At 70.3% G+C, this 18,473-nt stretch carries 10 protein-coding genes; 5 read left to right on the top strand and 5 right to left on the bottom strand.

Going from position 1 to position 18,473, the window contains the following annotated elements:
* Positions 1-318: 318 nt before the first annotated feature.
* Together ACWDR4_RS39225 and ACWDR4_RS39220 are read right to left on the bottom strand one after the other, a co-directional pair.
* Positions 319-1,986: an eCIS core domain-containing protein gene (locus tag ACWDR4_RS39225; RefSeq protein WP_450415633.1), complete on the bottom strand. Its 1,668-nt coding sequence runs from the start codon at positions 1,984-1,986 to the stop codon at positions 319-321.
* A complete protein-coding gene (locus tag ACWDR4_RS39220) occupies positions 1,967-5,263 on the bottom strand; it encodes an AAA family ATPase (protein ID WP_450415631.1) in 3,297 nt (1,098 codons plus the stop codon). The genes ACWDR4_RS39225 and ACWDR4_RS39220 overlap by 20 nt, the downstream gene beginning before the upstream one ends.
* A 496-nt stretch (positions 5,264-5,759) precedes the next feature.
* Here ACWDR4_RS39220 and ACWDR4_RS39215 point away from each other — a divergent pair, with 496 nt between their 5' ends.
* From ACWDR4_RS39215 to ACWDR4_RS39195, 5 genes are all read left to right on the top strand, one after another.
* Entirely contained in the window at positions 5,760-7,079 is a 1,320-nt protein-coding gene (locus tag ACWDR4_RS39215) for a helix-turn-helix domain-containing protein (protein WP_450415629.1), read from the top strand.
* A 516-nt stretch (positions 7,080-7,595) separates the two neighbouring features.
* Positions 7,596-8,111, top strand: a complete 516-nt coding sequence (locus ACWDR4_RS39210) for a hypothetical protein (protein WP_450415628.1) — start codon at positions 7,596-7,598, stop codon at positions 8,109-8,111.
* 112 nt (positions 8,112-8,223) lie between these two features.
* Positions 8,224-9,657 carry a flotillin family protein gene (locus ACWDR4_RS39205; RefSeq protein ID WP_450415626.1) on the top strand — a complete coding sequence of 478 codons (1,434 nt, stop codon included), beginning with the start codon at positions 8,224-8,226 and terminating at the stop codon, positions 9,655-9,657.
* Positions 9,658-9,795: 138 nt separating this feature from the next.
* Positions 9,796-10,149 carry a hypothetical protein gene (locus ACWDR4_RS39200; protein ID WP_450415624.1) on the top strand — a complete coding sequence of 118 codons (354 nt, stop codon included), beginning with the start codon at positions 9,796-9,798 and terminating at the stop codon, positions 10,147-10,149.
* Positions 10,150-10,301: 152 nt separating this feature from the next.
* On the top strand, positions 10,302-10,778 hold the full coding sequence (locus ACWDR4_RS39195; protein ID WP_450415622.1) for a CBS domain-containing protein: 477 nt from the start codon (positions 10,302-10,304) through the stop codon (positions 10,776-10,778).
* Positions 10,779-10,800: 22 nt separating this feature from the next.
* Here the strand turns inward: ACWDR4_RS39195 and ACWDR4_RS39190 are convergent, their stop codons facing one another.
* The 3 genes from ACWDR4_RS39190 to ACWDR4_RS39180 form a co-directional block, all read right to left on the bottom strand.
* Positions 10,801-11,406: a hypothetical protein gene (locus ACWDR4_RS39190; protein WP_450415621.1), complete on the bottom strand. Its 606-nt coding sequence runs from the start codon at positions 11,404-11,406 to the stop codon at positions 10,801-10,803.
* Between the two features lies 1 nt (position 11,407).
* Positions 11,408-16,306, bottom strand: a complete 4,899-nt coding sequence (locus tag ACWDR4_RS39185; RefSeq protein ID WP_450415619.1) for a DNA repair ATPase — start codon at positions 16,304-16,306, stop codon at positions 11,408-11,410.
* Between the two features lie 76 nt (positions 16,307-16,382).
* A complete protein-coding gene (locus ACWDR4_RS39180; protein WP_450415617.1) occupies positions 16,383-18,428 on the bottom strand; it encodes a flotillin family protein in 2,046 nt (681 codons plus the stop codon).
* Positions 18,429-18,473: the final 45 nt, after the last annotated feature.

The raw sequence follows: 18,473 nt of genomic DNA, 5'->3' as shown, positions 1-18,473 counted from the left end.
AAGACCCCAAGCCGTTCATCTGGACCAAGACAGCCGAAGAGATTCTCGACTCCCTCGCCCGCTTCTGCCGACGGATCTCCGGCGCAGGACACTAGGTGGGGCCAGCGACGGAATGCCCGGCCCCTGCCCGTGAGGTGGTGGTCGGTGGCCGAGCCTGCGGACTTCGCCGGATGCTCGGCACGCTCGTCCAGGACTTCTCGGGACCGAGGGAGTATCGGTCGATGATGGCGGGGTGGGCTTCGTCGACGAGGACGCCACGGAAGGCGACGGTACCGTTGTGGGCGGTGTTGACAAGCACATGGGCGACCCGGTCGGTGATCAGACGCCGCCCGTCTTCACGATGTGAGTCGCGATGAGGCGGTGCTGCCTGAGCAACTGACGGAGCGCGGTGGCGTAGTCGGGCGCGTTGGTCGTGACCGAGTTGTTCTGGCCGCCTCCGGAATATCCGGCGGTGATCCTGGCGTTGTCCACGTACGTGAATGTGACGTGTGCAGCCAACTGCGGCCGGAGCAGCGTCGCGTACGGTGCGAACCACTGCGGGATGAGGAGCACGGTGAATCCGCCCGGTCCGGGCGGGATCCGGTCCGCCTCCACTTGTGATTCGTACTGCCTGTTTCCGAAAAAGCCGAGGTCCATCCCGTGGTCGGGTGCGATCACGACCGCCATGACCGTGTTCTGGACCCGTTGGTCGAACACGGCCTGATTGCCGGCGATGGCGTCGGCGATGGCCGTTTCTTCTCTGTTCATTCGGAGGAAGAGTTGCGCCATCTCCTCGGACATGCCCCCTGTAACAAGCTGATCGATCTCGTCCTGACGCGGTCCTCTGCTGCGCGCGGTCGTCAGATTGGCGGTGATCCGGGCCGCGACCACGTCTTCCTGGACCGGGCGTTCCATGGCCACGCTGAAACTGCCACTGTGGTCCACCGTGAGTGAGCCGGCCACGAGGGCATGGAAGTCGGCCCCGGCACCCCTGGCGTCGAGCACGTTGACCGCCAGCGGGGTGTGATCGCTGGCGGCGTCGTTGGAGCCCTGGTAGTCGATATTCCTCCGGTTCAGCTCGCGCCGGCCGAGAACACCGTGCGCGAGAATCGAGTCGATGGAGTCGACCATCGCGGCGATCCGTTTCGCTTCCAGAAACAGTTCCGTGGTGTCCCCGACGACGAGTACGGGCGTGGGACGGGCCAAGTGTTCGAGTACCCGTCGACTCGTCGCGGTCAGGAGGGCGCCGTGTTCTGAAGCCTCCACCTCGGCCAGCGGTTCGCGGACTGGTATGCCGTTGCGTACGACGCGGCGTTGCACCCGGGTCGAGGCAAGTCCCGTGCCATGGTCCCGGGCGACGCCGTGGTCCGGCTCCTTTCGCGTCGCCCCGGTGGACATCGAGGGATGTGCTCGCGCGGCGCCCTGCTGGACGGTGTGCGTCAGCTCGTGCCCCAGCAGCGCATCACCACGGGCGGTACCGGGCCGGTACTCGCTGCGGCGGACGAACACATCCGCGCCGACCGTGAACGCCCGCGAGCCCAAGGCGTGGTTCAGCCGATCTGACTCCGATCCCACGTGCAGCCGTACCGAACCGAGATCCGCCCCGGTCGCCCGCTCCATCCGTGCTCGCACACCGCCGGGCACGGCCAGCCCGCCGCCGCGTGCCCGCTCCACCGCCCGTGCGACCCCGGGCTCCGCCGCACCACCGGTGGCGGCCGGCACGTGCTGGGCCGCCTCCGGTGCCCGCTGCGCCGACGCGGCCGGCGACGACCCGGTCGCCAGGAGCGCGACCCGGTCGGCCTCACGCTCCAGCGGATCGTCGACCGGACCGATGTTCAACTTGGCCTGGATGACGTCCCGCACGCCACGGTTGCCGTACCGGCGCTGCAGGTTCAGCAGCCCGTCGTGAGGGTGCGCGGGCCGGTGCCTCCGCGACGCGAGGCCTTCGGCGGCAGCGGTGGCCGGTGCCTTCGGCACCGACGCGGCCTCACTCTGAGGGGAACGCATGCGAAGCATCCTTTCCGGCCGTGGTACCGGTACCGAAGTCTCCGGTGGTCAGGATCTTGCCCATCTTCTGGTACTCGCGCCGGGTGGCCCGGAGCAGATGCCCCATCGTGACCACCCCGCCGTCCGCGGCGGCCAGGAAGGCACCCGCGAGGGCGATGTTGCGGATGTTGCCCCCGGGCAGGTCGATCTGCCGGGCGAGAAGGTCCGGGTCGACACTCCCGTCCAGGGGAGCCTCCTTGGGCCAGACCTGCTCCCAGATACGGCGACGTTCCTCGACACCGGGGACGGGGAAGTCGATGGTGACGTGCAGGCGTCGGGTGAACGCGTCGTCGAGGTTCTTGCGCAGGTTGGTGGCCAGCACGACCACCCCCTCGTGCTGCTCCATCCGCTGCAGCAGATAACTGGTCTCCAGGTTGGCGTACTTGTCGTGGGCGTCGCGGACCTGGGAGCGCTTGCCGAACATGGCGTCGGCCTCGTCGAAGAAGAGCACGGCGTTGCTGCTGGCGGCCTCGGCGAAGATACGGGAGAGGTTCTTCTCGGTCTCGCCGATGTACTTGCTCACCACGGTCGACAGGTCGATCTTGTAGAGGTCCAGGCCGAGTTCGTGGGCCAGGACGTCGGCCGCCATGGTCTTGCCGGTGCCGGATGGGCCGGCGAACAGCACCGCCAGCCCTCGCCCGTTGGCCAGCTTGCGCTCGAAACCCCACGACTCGTACACCAGGGCCCGGTAGCGCACCTGGTCGGCGATCTCCCGTAACTGCTCCATCCGGTCGGCGGGCAGCACGATGTCGTCCCAGGCGTAGTGCGGCGTGATCCGCTGGGCCAGTTCGGCCAGCTTGCGGTTGGACTGCAGACGGCACGCCGCGTACAGGTCGTCCTGCGTCAGCCGGGGCGCCTCGGGTGTGCGGGCGTGCGCCAGGTTGCGGGCGGTCGCCGCGGCGTCCTGGATCTGACCGCCGCTCAGCCTGAACTTCCCGGAGACGGCGGCCAGATCCAGCGCCGGCCGGTCCGTCCCGTCGAGCACGTCGAGTGCGGACTCCCAGAGACGGAGCCGCTCGTCGTAGCCGGGAGCGGGGAACTCCAGTCGTACGAAGGTCATGCCCGCCGGCGGGTCGAACGGTTCCCACGCGGTGTCCCCGGCCAGGAACGCCGGGGCGGGGTGTGCCGCCAGCGTGGACAGCAGCAACGACAGCCGGGGGCGAGCCTGTTCGCCAAGGAGGGCGTCGATGTTCTCCCAGTACATGACCGCGCCCTGCAGCCGTGCCTCCCGGTCGACGAGGGCGACCAGTTCGGCGAACTCCTCCATGGGGCGCTCCGCCAGCAGGTCGGCGGACACCACCAGCAGCGGCGCGTTCCAGCGCAGGGAGCAGGCGGACGCGGCGCTCTGCTTGCCGACGCCGTACGGCCCCTGACAGTAGACCACCAAGCCGTCGTCGGCGTGCTCGCTCAGCCGGGCCAGTGACGCGCCGAACTCCGCGGGGAAGTGCAGGTCGTCGAGTGTGCCGGTCGGGGGGACGAGCCGTGCGTACGGCCGCAGTCGGCCGGCCAACTCGTCGTCCTCCAGCAGGAACCCGGCGACCCGCGGGTCCAGCCGGACCGTGCTGCCCAGCAGGGAGTGCGTCGGCGCCGCGGCATCCTCCGTGAGTGTGACGAGACGGTGCCCGACCAGCGGCGCCGACGGCGCGAACCGGGTCCGCGCTGCGGCCCGCTCCGTGCGGTTGGCGCTGACCAGGTCGAGGGCGAGACCGACGGTGGGCAGCCGCCGGGTCATGTCGTCGTGGAGATAGCCGTACAGCCGCTCGTACCGGCGGTCCATCTCCGGGGCGAGGCACATCACGACGACGTCGACATCCACCGGGTTCAGATCGAACAGCCCGGCCAGGGCCACCAGCCGCAGACTCACGCCGTCACGCACGCTCTCGGCCACGCGTACGGCTATCTCGGCCGACAGCCTGTCCAGCTCCGCCTCGATCTCCACTCCGGTCCCGGGTTCGCCGTCAACGGGCGGGGTGTCGAGCGTGCCGTCCAGCAGCGCGTCCACCTCGGCATCCGTGACGTACAACGCGGAGAACTCGTCGGCGGGCTCCCGGTGGGATCGCCGGGCTCGCCGGACCTGTCTGCCCAGCAGCACGTCGAGGCGGTCGAGTTCGGCCAGCAGGTGCTGTGTCGAGTCGGTGTAGCGCGAACCACTCATGCTCCCCCGTCCCCCGTCCGGGATGTCCTCCCGCGCCTCGGCCAGGTTGTGCTCGGTCTGTCTTCGCCCTCGTGCCAGGGGGCCGCCCGGAGCCCGGCTGTCCGCGCCGGACGCGCCGGACGCGCCGGACGACTGTACTCGAACGGAGTCGACCGGCGCGGTCTCACGCGGGGACCGGGATCGTTGCACCGGGATCACGCCCACGGGCACCGGGTCCAGGTGCCCGCGCGGTTCGTCGGGACCGGACTCCCCGCTCGGCACGTCGCGTGTCGGTCGGACGGACGCCACCGGCCGGACACCGCCCGGCTGGATGTTCTCGACTCGGTCGGCCCGGATGTGCTCGTAGAGGACCGTGGTGTCCGCCGATGGCCCCACCCCGAACTCCTCGTTCACCACCGATGCGCACCGCTCGTACTGGCGGAGCGCCGCGGTACGGTCGCCGGCGGCGTAGTGCAGCCGCATCAGCTGCCGGTGGGTGTGCTCCCGGGCCGCGTCGTGGCGCAGGACGGCCTGCCCGAAGCCGACTCCCTTCGCGTAGAGTCCGCGTGCCTCGCAGTGGCCCATCAGCTGGTCCAGCATGGCCAGATATGCCTGTCTCAGGCGGTCCCGCTCGTGGCCGCACCAGTCGTGGTACCACGTGGCGAGCAGATCCCCCCGGTAGAGGTCGAGCGCGTACTCCACCGCCCTCGCCTGATCGTCGGACAGCGCGTGCCCGGGTGTGTCACACACCTCCGCGTAGCGCTCCTCGAACGCGTCCACGTCCAGCCAGCAGGCCGCGGCTGGGTTGACGCGGATGCTGTGGGGATCGACGACGACGACTTCACCGGCCCCGCCCTGATCGTCCGCCCCGTCCTGGAGGGTCGTGTTGAGCCGCCACAGGGTCTGGCGCAGGTACTTGCGGGCGGTACCGGGGTCGGTGTCCGGCCACAGCAGCTCGGAGATCACTTCACGTGTGTGTACGCGGCCACGGTGGATCAGTAGGTAGCAGAGCAGTTCGAGGGCCTTGCCCGGCGGGGCGGTCAGGGGTCGGCCACTCCGCCGGAGCGCGACCTCACCGAACAGCCTCACCTGTATGCCGTGCACCACGTATCTCCCTCGAGCCACACGCCCTGGCCGGCACTTGGACGACACCCGCGCAGCGACGCCGAAACGAGCCGATTGCCGACAACTCCCTTTGTAATCAAGGGAGTTGAGAGTGTCCCATGAAACGTGCAAGTCCTTCACGCCTTCCACACGGCGCGCCGCTCACCGGAAGCCAGCGGCCGTCGTTCGCCGCTGCCAAGTCGTCGTCCGCGTGGCAGGGCCGGAGACGTCGCCCGTCGGCTGACGACCATCGGACAGGTCGTGGGCTTGTCCCTCGGCTGTGTCCAGAACGACAACCTCCTGCCACACAGGCGCTTGCAGCCGCGTGATGACTTCAGTCACAATTCGCGGGTCACCACCATGACTGTAAGACAGAGCAAGAGTCAACCCTCCGAATCCTGGAGGCCGGGCGGGGAACGCGCGTGCCGGAGCTGTCATGGAAGGCTGTGAGGTAACCGCGCCCGTGCGGAGCCGCATGTCTCAGTGAGGAGCCCTCTTGCCCACGCAGCCCGAGTTCGGAAGAAGAATGCGAGAACTCAGGCGCCGCGCGGGCATGTCCCAGGCCGAGCTCGCCGGGCCGGAGCTGTCCGCCAGCTACGTCTCGCTGCTGGAGAGCGGCAGACGCGTGCCGAGCCCGGAGGTCGTCACCGCACTCGCGGAGCGGCTGGGGGTGACTCCACGGTCCCTTCTGGGAGAGGGCACCGGGCTCCCGGAGGGAACCGAAGGCGAGGACGAGGTCGCCGGCGGCAGGATCACGGACGATCCCGGGCGGTTCGACCTCGTGGGGCTGCTACTCAAGGCCCGCAAGGCGGAGGAGGAAGGTGCCTCGGTCACGGCCGCCGAGCAACTCACCGCGATCCTGGACACGTACGGGGACGACCCCCATCGGGACGTGCTCTGGGAGGTCCGCTGGTCACTGGCCCGTCTCCACGGCACGAACGGCCGCGTCGACGAGAGCCGAACCCTGCTGCTGCACCTCTTCGACGACGAGTACACCCGCTCCTCGGCGGAGAGGCTGGAACGGGTCGCCCGGCATCTCGCCGAGCTCGGTCTGGGCAACGGCAGCCTTCCCGACGGCCTGCGGTTCGCCCATGTCGCGTGGACGCTCGCCGAGCCCCTCCAGGAAGCCTCCGCCGCCGTACGGGCGGGCACCGTGCTGGTGAACGCCTGCGCCTGGGGCGGCCACCAACAGTGGGGGCGCGAGGTGGCTGACGCGCTCGTCGCGAGGATCTCGGACGAGATCCCCTGGCCGCAGCGCAGTGCGGCGTACCGGGAGTCGGCCCGGCTGTGCCTGCTGAACGACGACTACGCACAGGCTCGGACCTGGTTCGAGCGCGCCCTGGAACAGACCGACCCGCAGCAGGACGTCAACGCCTGGGCGGAGGCCCAGTATTACCTGGCGATCGCCGAGTTCCTCCTCGACGAGGGCCTCGACGAACAGGCGGTCGAACGGGTGGACAGGGCCCGGCCGGTGATCGAGGTGCTCGGCCACACCAGCATGCTGGTCCACCTGGCCGTGTTCGAAGGGCACCTGGCCCTGAGACGGGGCGAGCCCGACCGGGCCCGACTGATGGCCGACGCCTCGGTGGAGGCCGGGTCCTGGCCCGCCGTGCACGAGGTCGGAGTGAACCTGCTGTGGACGGCGAGGATCTACCGCGCGCTGGGCGACACGTCCACCGCCGCCGCGGTGTACCGGCGAGCGGCCGAACTGTGCGAACAGGGCGGAGCGATGCACTTCTGCGCGTACGCATGGCGGGAACTCGCCGAACTGCCCACCCCGCAGTCCCTCATGGACGGAGCGGAAGGGGCACAGTGATCTGCCCGGATTCCGGCATCCCGACTCTCTGACGCCCTGCCTGTGGCTGCGGGCAGGGCGTCAGAGAGTCACCCTTCATGACAAGCGTGACTCATGTAGTCACATACATTGACTCGACTACTCTTGTCACAGTCGCCGCCCGCATCTCGAGTGACGGACCAGGACGCCCTGTCAGCGCCAAGCCGTTCCCGGTTGCACCCGGGCCGACAAGCCGAGGACCTCCGACTCCATCTCGGCCCCGACGTCCGCCGACGCCCCACCTTCGTGAAACGCCAGTCGGCCGCACCGACTGGCAGCCCTGCGCCAGCCACCCCACAACACAGGCGCCGCCCGCGAGGCGCACCCGGGGCCAACACCATGACATCTATCCTCCCGGCTCGATCCAGAGCCGTCCACGCAGAGTCCGGCATCAAAAACACGTAAAGATTGCCGGTAGCAGGCAATGCCAGGACCTGCTCGCGCATGTGAGCATTCGGCAACAGCGCGGTGGGACGGGGAAAGAGGCGGTGAGGGCGGATGGGCTGGTTTCTGGGTCTCGGCATCGCGGGCGTCGTGCTCCTGCTGCTGGCGCTCGCCTTCGACGGCGTCCTCGAAGGACTCTTTGAGAGCGTCGGCGTGCTGGACGGTCTCTTCGACGGGCTGCTGTCGCTGCCGGTCATCGCCGGATTCGTGTCCATGCTCGGTTTCTCCGGTGCGATCGCCATGGGCACCACGGGCGTGGGCGCGATCGGTGCGACCGCGATCGGCACGCCGGCCGGACTCGCCACGGGCTGGCTCGCGTACCGCCTCAGCCAGGTGCTGCTACTCGACCGCTCCGGTGCGGCTCCGCGCCACGACGATCTGATCGGCACCTCCGCATCCGTGGTCACGGCGATTCCGGCCGATGGCTTCGGTGAGGTGCTGGTCCATCGGGCCGGGCAACCCGTGAAACTCTCCGCGAAGAGTGCGGCGCCCGTGGCCCGGGGGGTCGAGGTCTGGGTGGAGGGAACGCTGTCTCGGACAGCGGTGTCCGTACGTCCCGTGGAGCGCTGACCGAACCCCACCCCGGCCGCCGCTGTCACACCGGCCCACGCGCCGGTGCCTGTTTCTTCACACGAACCCGTATCGATCCGCCGTCCCCTGGGAGGGCTGAGGGGGAATCATCATGAGTCCAGTCGTCTTCGCCGTAGTAGGGGTCGTCGTACTCCTCGTCCTACTCGCTCTGGTCGTCGTCACCCGTTACAAGGTGGCGGGTCCGAGTCAGGCGTTCATCGTCACCGGGCGGCGCGGCAAGCAGGCCACCGATCCGGAGACCGGTCGGGTCTTCACCGACAACAGCGGGCAGAAGGTCGTGGTCGGCGGTGGCGTGTTCGTCGTGCCGTTCGTGCAGCAGAAGTTCACCCTCGACCTGTCCTCGCGGCACATCCCGGTCGCGGTGCGCGGCGCGGTCACCCTCCGGGGCGTGAAGGCGCACCTGGAGGGCGTGGCCATCGTCAAGGTGGGTGGCACCGAGGACTCGATACGGGCCGCCGCGCAGCGGTTTTTGATGCAGCAGGACGGCATCGTCGGCTTCACCCAGGAGGTGCTCTCCGGCGCGCTGCGTGCCATCGTCGGCCGGATGTCGGTGGAGGACATCATCCGCGACCGGGCCGTGTTCGCCGGGCAGGTCGCCGAGGAGGCCGAGGCGAGCCTGTCCGGGCAGGGCCTGGTGCTGGACGCCTTCCAGATCCAGGACATCACCACCGAGGGCTCCTACCTGGAGGACCTCGGCCGACCCGAGGCCGCCCGCGCCAGGCAGGAGGCCGACATCGCCGAGGCCGTCGCCCGTCGTGCCGCCGAGCAGGCCCGGCTGAAGGCCGAGGAGGAGATCGCCGTCGCACAGCGGACGTTCGCGCTGAAGCAGGCCGAGATCAAGGCCGAGACCGACGAGGCCGCGGCCCGTGCGGCGGCAGCCGGTCCGCTCGCCGAGGCGGACCGGCAACAGCAGGTGCTGGCCGAGCAGGAGAAGGTCGCCGAGCGCCAGGCGGCACTGACCGACCGAGAGTTGGACACCAAGGTCCGCAAGCCCGCCGACGCCGCCCGCTACCAGGCCGAACAGGAGGCCGAGGCCCGCCGCATCGCCCAGGTCAAGGAGGCGGAGGCGGACGCTCAGCGCGCCAGGCTCACCGGTGAGGGCGAGAAGGCACACCGCGCCGCGCTCGCCGACGCCGTACGCATCGAGGGGGAGGCGGAGGCCGCCGCGATCGGCGCCAAGGGTGCGGCCGAGGCCGAGGCCATGCGGAAGAAGGCCGACGCCTTCGCGCAGTACGGCGACGCGGCCGTGCTGCAGATGCTCGTCGAGGTGCTGCCGCAGGTCGTCGCCAAGGCGTCCGAACCGCTCAGCGCCATCGACAAGATGACGGTCATCTCCACCGACGGCGCCAGTCAGCTCTCCCGCACGGTCGCCGACAACGTCGCCCAGGGCGTCGAGCTGCTGAGCTCCACCACCGGAGTCGACTTCGCCGAGCTGCTGAAGAACATCACCCAGCGCAACGGCGGTGCCAAGCCCGAGACCGCGGCGTCCGCCGAAGCCAACGGCAAGATCGAGATCGCCGGCTGACGTCGGGACAGACAGTGGTGGGAGCCCGGACGGTTGCAAACCGTCCGGGCTCCTCGGGGTCGGACGCCGGTGTGTGCCGGTCCCGGGCCAACGGCTGCGGGACGGCCCTCCGTTGCTGCGCCGACGCGAAGAGGGAGTGTGGACGTGTTCCTGTGGCTGTGGCTGGCCGGCTGGTCTGCCTTCGTACTGCCCTTGTCGGTTGCCTCGTTGCGGGGCTGGGCGCCCAAGCGGGTCCGCAGTCGTACGACCCCCTGGGGCATCCGGGTCCGGGGCGTCGCCCTGCTCGTGATGTGGGTGGGCGGATTGGTCGTCCCCCTGGGACGATGGGGCGGGCTGGTCGAGGAGGACGCGATGTTCCTCCTGCCCGTCGCGGAGGCGGGCCTGTTGCTGTTCGCGGCGGGGCTCATCGCCGGGTCACACCTCAGCGACCGGTTCCGGCGGGGTGCCGCGCGTTCCCAAGCAGCGGACCAAGGCATCGGCGAGCGGTCCTGAGGACGTCACCCCGGCGGGGCCGTGGTCTGTTCTCCCCCGCACCGTGGTTCTACCGGTGCCGCCGCGTATGTTTCGCGTCAATGGCCTGGCCCGCTCGCCGATGACGTAGGACGGTGGGTACAGGAATCTTTCCAGCAGATGAGGAGCCCGCCGTGCGCGCTCGTGACCTGGCGGTCGACTACGAAACCGTGAGCGTCGACAGCGATGCCATGGACGCGGCCCGGCTGATGGCCGACCACAAGCTGCCGGGCCTGCTGGTACTCGACGAGCACGGTGAACCGATGGCGATCCTGCCCGCCTCCCAGATGATCAAGATCCTGGTGCCCGCCTACGTCATCGAGGACCCGACGCTCGCCGCCGTCGTCGACGAGAAGCACGCCGACCGGCTCTGCCAGGCGCTGGCGGGCCGCCGGGTCGGCGACTGCCTCTCCGGCAAGGCCGACCCGCCGCCGATCGCCGATCCCGACGACACGGCGCTGGAGGTGGCCGCGCTGATGGCGCGGGTGCGCAGCCCGCTGGTGGCGGTGGCGACGAAGGACAAGGCCGGGACGCACCTGCTCGGCGTGATCACGGCCTCGCACCTGCTGCACGAGCTGCTCGGCGCCGAGGGGATGTCGAGCCCCATGTGACCGGGGTGTCGTGCGGACGCGGTCAGCCGGGCCCGCCGCCCATCTCCACCAGCGCGATGGCATACAGACAGGTGCCGACCGACAAGGCAAGGAACACGAGCACGGTGTGGGCGGCGAGCTGTCCGGCCCGGTCTCCGTGGAGGTGGGCGCGTGCGGCCCGGCTCACCCGCGGTCGCGGCAGCGTCGTGTCCTTCGGCTGCCTTCCCAGCGCCCTGCGCACCGCCCTCAGCCCGGCGGTGGTGGTGATGCCGAGCCACACCCCGTCGGCGTCGCGGACGAGGAGGGTGTGATGGACGGAACCGTACGAGAAGAACGTCAGCAGGCGGACGTCGGTAAGACGGGTCAGGTCGACGGCGCGCATACCCGTCAGCGTCCGCGCGGTGATCCTCGTAGTCGAGTGACGGGCCGGCGTGGATTCCTCGCACAGCCCGAACCACACCAAGGTGGCGAGCACGACGGTCACCATTCCCAGCACCGCGCCCACCCCGCGGGCCCCGGGCAGGGCGCCGACGGCGAAGGGCAGCACCAGCAGCGCCATGAGAAGACACGTGCCCGTACGCGCCCGACGGCGGGCCGTACCCGCGTCGGGCGGCTCCGGGCGCAACGGTGCGGGACGGGGCCGCTCCACGTCACGCCTTCCCGTCACCCGGGGCCGGCCGGGCGGCGTGCCGGGCCGTGGGGCTGGCCGGCGGACGGCGTGGGTCCACGACTCGGTTGATCGCCGTCTCGACGGCCGCCATCCGGTCGGCGAGCAGCCCAAGGGCGGCGATCGCCCTGGTGAGCGGGTCGCTGTCCGGCCCGCCCAGGGTCTGCACGCGGACGTACGCCGCCTTCAGCCCGGCCCAGCGCGCGGCCTGTCCGTCGGTGAGCGTGCCGCGCAGTTCGGCCAGTTTCAGCAGGTTGGCCTCAGCGCCGGTGGTGAGGGTCTGGGCCTCTGTCGTGTAGTGGTCGTCGATCAACGCGGATAGTTCGGCGTCGTTCATGACCGGCTGGATGCGTTGGGCGATCTTGTTCATGTTGCGGTAGGAGCCCTGGAGTTGGAAGGGCGGCTCGGTGCGGGTGGCGTCGGTCTGGGCGGCCGAGGCGATGTACGCGGCGTTCACCGCCATGACCGTCGCGCGGACCGTGAGCAGATGGCGCAGCACGGCCAGGATCCGCTTCAGCTCGGCGGGCGCGCATGCGTGGGTGAGCCGGTCTGCGCGGGCCGTGGTGTCGCCGTGCGCGAGGCGGATGAGCAGGGCGAGGTCTCCGCGGTCGCAGCCGGCGAGCGGGGCGAGGACCGGGTTGGCGGTGAGGGCGTTCTCGATGAAGCTGAGCGCGAAGGCGTCCTGCTTGCCGGTCAGGACGTCGCCGAGGTTCCAGACGTCGGCGCGGTTGGCCAGCATGTCGGGCACCCTGAAGCGCGCGCCGGACTCCGTGTAGGGGTTGCCGGCCATGCAGACGGCGAAGCGTTTGCCTCGCAGGTCTTGGGTGCGCGGCTCCCCGTCCAGTACGCCCTCCATGCGGCGGGTGGAGTCGCACAGCGGGATGAACTTCTGCAGGAGCTCGGGCGAGGTGTGCTGGATGTCGTCCAGGTAGAGGAGGGTGTTGTTGCCCGTCTCCAACGCGAAGTTGATCTTCTCGACCTCTCGGCGGGCCGTCGCGTTCGGGGCCTCGGCCGGATCGAGGGAGGTGACCGTGTGCCCGAGGGCGGGGCCGTTGACCTTGACGAGGATCAGGCCGAGGCGGTCGGCGACGTACTCCATGAGGGTCGTCTTGCCGTAGCCCGGCGGAGAGATGAGCAGCAGCAGGCCGCCGGTGTCGGTGCGTTTCGTGTCGCCCGTGGTGCCGAGTTGTTTGGCGAGGCTGTCGCCGATCAGCGGGAGGTAGACCTCGTCGATGAGCCTGCTGCGTACGAACGCGGACATGATCCGGGGCCGGTACTCGTCCAGGCGGAGCCGGCCGTGTTCGCCGGCCACCAGTTCAGTTCGGCGGCGCTGGTAGGCGCGGTGCGCCGGGACGTCGTACGAGCGGAACGCGTGGGTGCGGGCGATGAACTCGTCGACGCGGAGGGGCAGGGAACGGCCGGTGATGCGGGGGTGGACGCCGAGCAGCCCCTTCACCGTCCCGGTCAGTGGCGCGTCGGAGTCGTAGCGGGCCAGGTCGGGGCAGAGTTCGGCTGCCACCGCCTCGGCCAGGTCACCAGGGGTGGGGTCCGTACCGGTCGAGGCTACGTACGAGAGCAGCCACGCCTCGACGAGCTGCTTGCGCGCGGCCAGGTCGCCGACTGTGGCGAGGTCGTCGTCATAGGCCGACGTGCCCACCGTACGGCGGAACTTGTCGATCAGAGTGCGGGTGCCGGCGCTGATGACGAAGCCGTCGGGGCCGCTCGTCAGCTCCTCGAAGAGGTAGGCGGCCGCCGCCTGTGTGCCGATCGCCTCGGCCAGTTCGGCCCGCAGTTCGGCAATCGCCGGCGCGGGTCCGAACGTGTCCCGGGCGCGCGCCAGCGATACCGCCCGCCGGTTCCAGCTCTCACGTTCCCCGGGTGTCGTGCCGTGCGCCCAGAACAGATGGGCGGTGGCGCGTACGGCGGGCTCGTGGCGGAGCGGACCGGCGCCCCCGTACAGACGCAGAAGTGCGGCGAGGATCGCGGTCGCATCGTGGTCGTGGACGCCGCGCTCGTACCCCTCGTCATATGCCGCCTCCGCCGCCTGCCTCACGAGGTCGGACAGGTCTGCCGCCTCCAGTGCCGCCGGACCGTGCTCGTCCAGCAGCCGGGCGGCGAGGTGTTCGGCGCGGTAGACCTCCGGCGACTCCGACGGCAGGGCCCGGTCCCAGAAGGGGCGGGTGGCGGCGAAGTCGGGGGCGGTGACCGGGGAGCGGTAGTCGGTGCCGGTCAGGGCAAAGGCCAGTCCCTCGCCGTGCGGGACGAGGGTGAGGTCGAGGGGCTGGGTGTTGACCGCGAAGCGGTGGGCGCCGAGGCGGAGGGTGCGGCCGTCGTCGGTGTAGAGGTCGGTCCGGTCGCGCAGGGACCGGCGGGCCTCCTGGCGGGCGGCCTTGAGGCGGCCGTCGAGTTCCTCCGCCCTGACCTGGTCGCCGAGTTCGCGCAGTTCGTCGGCGACGCGGCGGACCTTGGCGACCATGGGCTCCGAGGTGAAGTACGTGGTGACGGCGTCCGGGTCGGCGAGCATGGTGGCGCGACGGGTGATGGTCCGCAGTACCCGGGTCGCCGAGTCGGAGAGGAGTTCGGCGCGGCGGGCACGGGCGTCGGCGAGGGTCTGCTTTCGGGCGGAGAACGCGTTGTGGACCTCGTCGCGCTTGTCCGCGAGGTCGCCGAGGAAGTCGTCGAACTCCGCGAACCGGGACTCCAGGTTCTCCAACTGGACGAGGAGGAGGGCGAGTTGCTCGTCGCATGCCTCGGGGCTGTCCGCGACGGCGAGCGCGCCGGTGACCGCCTGCCCGAGCAGGGCGAACTCGGCGGCGAAGCCGGCGCGCCCTTCACGGTCGAGGAGTGCGCGGCGGCGCCCGTCGAGGAGGGCACGGACCCGGTTGACGCCGCCGAGGATCTCGGCGATCCGTCCCAGGACGGACGTACGGACGGTGGCGTCGCCGATGTCGAGGCCCGCGACGACCTCGGTCACGGTCCGCAGCCCGTCGGCGAGTTCGTCGAGGCGGGCGGCGACGGGCGCGGCCCCGGCGACGGTGGCGATCGCCTCGGCGTCGGTGACGAGTTGCTCGATGGCGGCCCGGTGGTCGGTGAAGGCGTCCTCGCGCGCGAGGTGGGTGACGGCCCGCTGTCCGAAGGTGGCGAGGTCGGCCTCGGCGACGGCGGCGAGTTCGTCGATGCGCGGGGCGTCGGCGTACCGCAGGTCCTTGAGGGTGAGTAGCTGGCCTTGGGCGTGGCGCAGTTCGGTCAGGCCGGTCATCCAGGCGGCGGCGCTGCGCGGGGCCTCACCGCGCAGACGCCGTACGACGGCGGCAACCCGCTCTCCGGCTTCCGTGAGCGCCTCCGATGCCTGCCGGGTGAGTGCCTGAACGGTCTCGAACTCGGCCAGGACCTGCTCAGCGGTGGCCTGCACGTGCGTGAGGGGCTCGTGCAGGGCGCCGAGTTCGGGCTCGCCCAGCCAGTGGTAGGAGTCCGCCGCCCGGACGCAGGCTGCCGCCAGTTCCTCGTACACCTCGCTCGTCGGGGCCGTCTCGGTGACCGCTCGGGCGATGGACAGGCAGTCGGAGACGCCTCGCACGAGGTCGGCGTTTCCGACACGGGCGAGCGGGCCGGTGCCGGCCGGCTGGGCGGCGGCGTGGGTGTCGGAGACGAAGGGCGAGCTCCAGAGCTGAACAGGGTGGACGCGCTGCGGTTCGTCGTTGATTCCCGCAGGGTCCCCGCGAAGCACGACGAGCGCGCCATCGTCGTAGAGTGCCCAGCCGTGGCAGGCCAGCGGGGTCGCGACCTCCTTGCGGATCACGTTGTACGGCAGCAGCAGGCTGCGGCCTTCCACGCGCGCGTGGAAGGCGAACAGGACGTCCTCGCCGTTGGGCGAGCGGACCACTCGCTCGAATTCCAGGGCTGCCGTGTCCAGCGGGGCGGCGACGCCGTCGAAGGTCTTGTACGTGCCCGTGGCCAGGCAGTACCCGCCGGGGAAGACGATGCCCTGCTCCTCGGGCAGCCGACGGCACGCCCGCCCGATGCCGTCCAGGCGGACGACCGTCCTGGTGAGCGTGTTGAACACCAGGTGGCGGTCGGTGTCCTCCTTGTAGGGACGCACGCGGATCAGGATCAGGGCGCCCACGCGCGCGTACGTGATGTCGGCGTCGGCAAGGGACTGCAACGGCTCGTCGACCGGCTCCGCGTAAACGCCCTCGCCGGACTCCGTGTTGTTCTCGACCTTGACGGTGAGGGTGCCGCCGACGGTCGCGACGAAGACCTCGCCCTCGATGGAGACGTGCGGATGGCGGCCGAGGACGTGGTCCTCCCGGGTGGTGACGGTCCACTCGAAGTCGTGGGCGGGCGGGAAGACGTGGTCACGGTCCCCGCGCGAGTCCAGGAAGGACACCTGGCCGTCGTCGGTCACGGCCCAGCGCAGGACGCGGATGTCCCCCGTCTTCTCCCCGGTCTGGAAGACGGCCAGCAACCTGCCCTCGACGCGGCGAAGCTGGAGCAGGTGGGCCTGCCGGTAGTAGCGGTAGAGCGCGTCGAACTCACGGACGAACGCCGGGTCGTCCAGCAGGCCGGGTACGGCGTCGTCGGGGAGCCGGTTCAGGTCTCGGTCGTGCAGCGCGAAGACGTCGCCGACGGTCGTCTCGGGCCCCCGGCCGAGGAAGACGTTGTGGCCGAAGAGCAGAACCTCGCCGACGGAGACGATGTCGCGGGGCACGCAGTTGTGCTCGGTGCGCAGCCGCTGGGTGCTCCTCAGTTCCAGCCGGGTGGAGCCGAACTCCTCGGTCCGGCGGGCGTTGAGTGCCTCGGCTCGGCGGGCGAGTTCGGCGGCCTGCGCGGTGAGACGGTCGCGCAGCACCTCGTAGGTGCCGGTGTCCAGACCGGTGGTCATCGGGTCCCTCTCAGAAAGTCGGAAAAAGCGGTCCGGAGCTGCCGTCCCCTGTGCGGCAGTTCCGGACCGCGGCCTGTCAGACCCTGGCGCTGCCGTTCAGGGCCGCGAGCGAGGCGTCGGCGACACCCAGTTCGCCGGCCTTGCTGAGCAGCTGTTGCAGGGCGCCGGAATCGGCTCCGCCCGTCTTCATCAGCTTCATCAGCAGCGCGGAGACGGTCAGGTTCTGCACGTCCGCCGTGGAGACCGAGCCGAGGACACGGCCGAGGTCGTCGGTGAAGCTCGACGAGCCGTCCAGCCACGGCCCCGCGAGGGCCTGTGCCGTCTCGGAGTGCTGGACGAACCCGTCGACGCTCTTGCCGAGCGCGATCGAGTTGACGAGCCGGTCGAAGAAGACCGACTCCCCGCCGACGATGCTGATGTCGGCGTTCTCCAGTCCGGTGGCGAGGATCGTGGCCTGCGCCTCGGCGACGTGCTTGTGCATGTCGAGTCCGGCGAGCCGGATCTCCTTCTCCGCCTGCAGCCGCAGCCGGTACTCCTCGTGGCCGCGGGACGCCTCGTCGAGCGCGGCCATCGCCGCCGCCTTCTCGGTCAGACCGGCCGCCTCCGCCTTCAACTTCTCGCCGATGCCTTCGGCCTCCGCGAGCGCCTGCGCCCGGGCGCCCTCCGCCTCCGCCCGCATCCGAGCCCCTGCCGCCTCCGCCTCCGCACGGCCGGCCTTCTCGATGACCTCGGCCTCCTTGTCCCGCACCTCGACGGCCGCGAGCCCCTCGGCGGCGACCTCCGCCTGGACTCCCTCGGCAAGGCGCAGCTTGGCCTGCGCGTCGAGGTCAGCCGTCTTCAACCGGGCCTCGGCCAGGGTGATTTCCTCGGCGGCGCGGTGTACGGCGGCCTGCTCGGCGGCCTCGGCCGCCTTGATGTCCTTGACCAGGCTCTCCTGCGCCTCGGCCTCGGCTGCGATGATCACGGTCTGCCGACCGCGCTCGGCCTCCTCCACGGCCCGCAGCTTCTTGATGGCCTCCTCCTGCTCGGCGACCGTCCGGTCCACCGCGATCCGCTCACGGATGACCTCGGCGATCTCCCGCTTCTCGGCCTCGACCTCCTTCGAGGCGGCGATCTGCGTCAGCTGCGTCTCCCGCTCCCGCGCGATGACCTCCAGCTGCCGGTCCTTCTCGATGCGCTCGTTCTCGATGGCGATGACCCGCTCGCGGTTCTTCGCCGCGACGGCGACCTCACGAGCCTGGTTCTCCCGCTGCACGCCGAGCTGCTCCTCGGTCCTGAGGAACGCGCCCTGGGCACGCAGCCGCTCCTCCTCCATCACCCGAGCCGTCTCGGCCTCCTCCCGGGCCCGTACGGTGTCGATCTCCCGCCTCTGCTTGATCTCCGCGTCGGCCTGCCGGCGCTCCAGCTCCAGGATGGCCTCGCGGGCGTCGACGTTCTGCCGGGTGATCTCCTTCTCCTCGGTGCGCTGCGCCTCGTTGGTGCGTACGTGTTCGATGGCCGTCAGTTCGGTGATCTTCCGGATGCCCTGGGCGTCGAGGACGTTGGCCGGGTCGAGCTGGGTCAGCGGCGTCTGCTCCAGGTAGTCGATCGCCGCGTCCTCCAGGTGGTAGCCGTTGAGGTCGATGCCGATCAACTCGATGATCTTGTAGCGGAGTTCCTCGCGCTTGGTGTAGAGGTCGGTGAAGTCCATCTGCTTGCCGACGGTCTTCAGCGCCTCGGAGAACTTCGCGTGGAACAGCTCCTGCAGGGTGTCCCGGTCGCTCGCCCGCACCGTACCGACGGCCTGGGCGACCTTGATGACGTCCTCGACGGTTTTGTTGACCTTCACGAAGAACGAGATCCGGATGTCCGCGCGGATGTTGTCCTGGCAGATCAGCCCCTCCTTGCCGGCCCGCATGATCTCGATGGTCTTCACCGAGATGTCCATCACCTCGGCCTTGTGGAGCACCGGAAGCACGACCTGCCCGGTGAAGGTCACGTCGACCTTGCGCACTTTGGAGACGATGAGCGCCTTGCCCTGCTCCACCTTGCGGAACAGCCGGGAGACGACGAACAGCACAGCGGTCGCGACGAGCAGGCAGGCGGCGATGAGCACGCCGACGCCCACGGTGAAGGCATCCATACGAGATCCTTGAAGTCTGCGAGGAGTTGGCGCCTCGACGGCGAA

The organism is Streptomyces sp. NPDC000878, assembly GCF_053599695.1.
This window is presented reverse-complemented; position numbering and strand designations above follow the sequence as displayed.

What these genes read in the sequence shown, in the direction of transcription:
- ACWDR4_RS39225 (WP_450415633.1), bottom strand. Translation starts at nt 1,986, where the DNA reads ATGCGTTCCCCTCAGAGTGAGGCCGCGTCGGTGCCGAAGGCACCGGCC.
- ACWDR4_RS39210 (WP_450415628.1), top strand. Translation starts at nt 7,596, where the DNA reads ATGGGCTGGTTTCTGGGTCTCGGCATCGCGGGCGTCGTGCTCCTGCTG.
- ACWDR4_RS39205 (WP_450415626.1), top strand. Translation starts at nt 8,224, where the DNA reads ATGAGTCCAGTCGTCTTCGCCGTAGTAGGGGTCGTCGTACTCCTCGTC.
- ACWDR4_RS39185 (WP_450415619.1), bottom strand. Translation starts at nt 16,306, where the DNA reads ATGACCACCGGTCTGGACACCGGCACCTACGAGGTGCTGCGCGACCGT.
- ACWDR4_RS39180 (WP_450415617.1), bottom strand. Translation starts at nt 18,428, where the DNA reads ATGGATGCCTTCACCGTGGGCGTCGGCGTGCTCATCGCCGCCTGCCTG.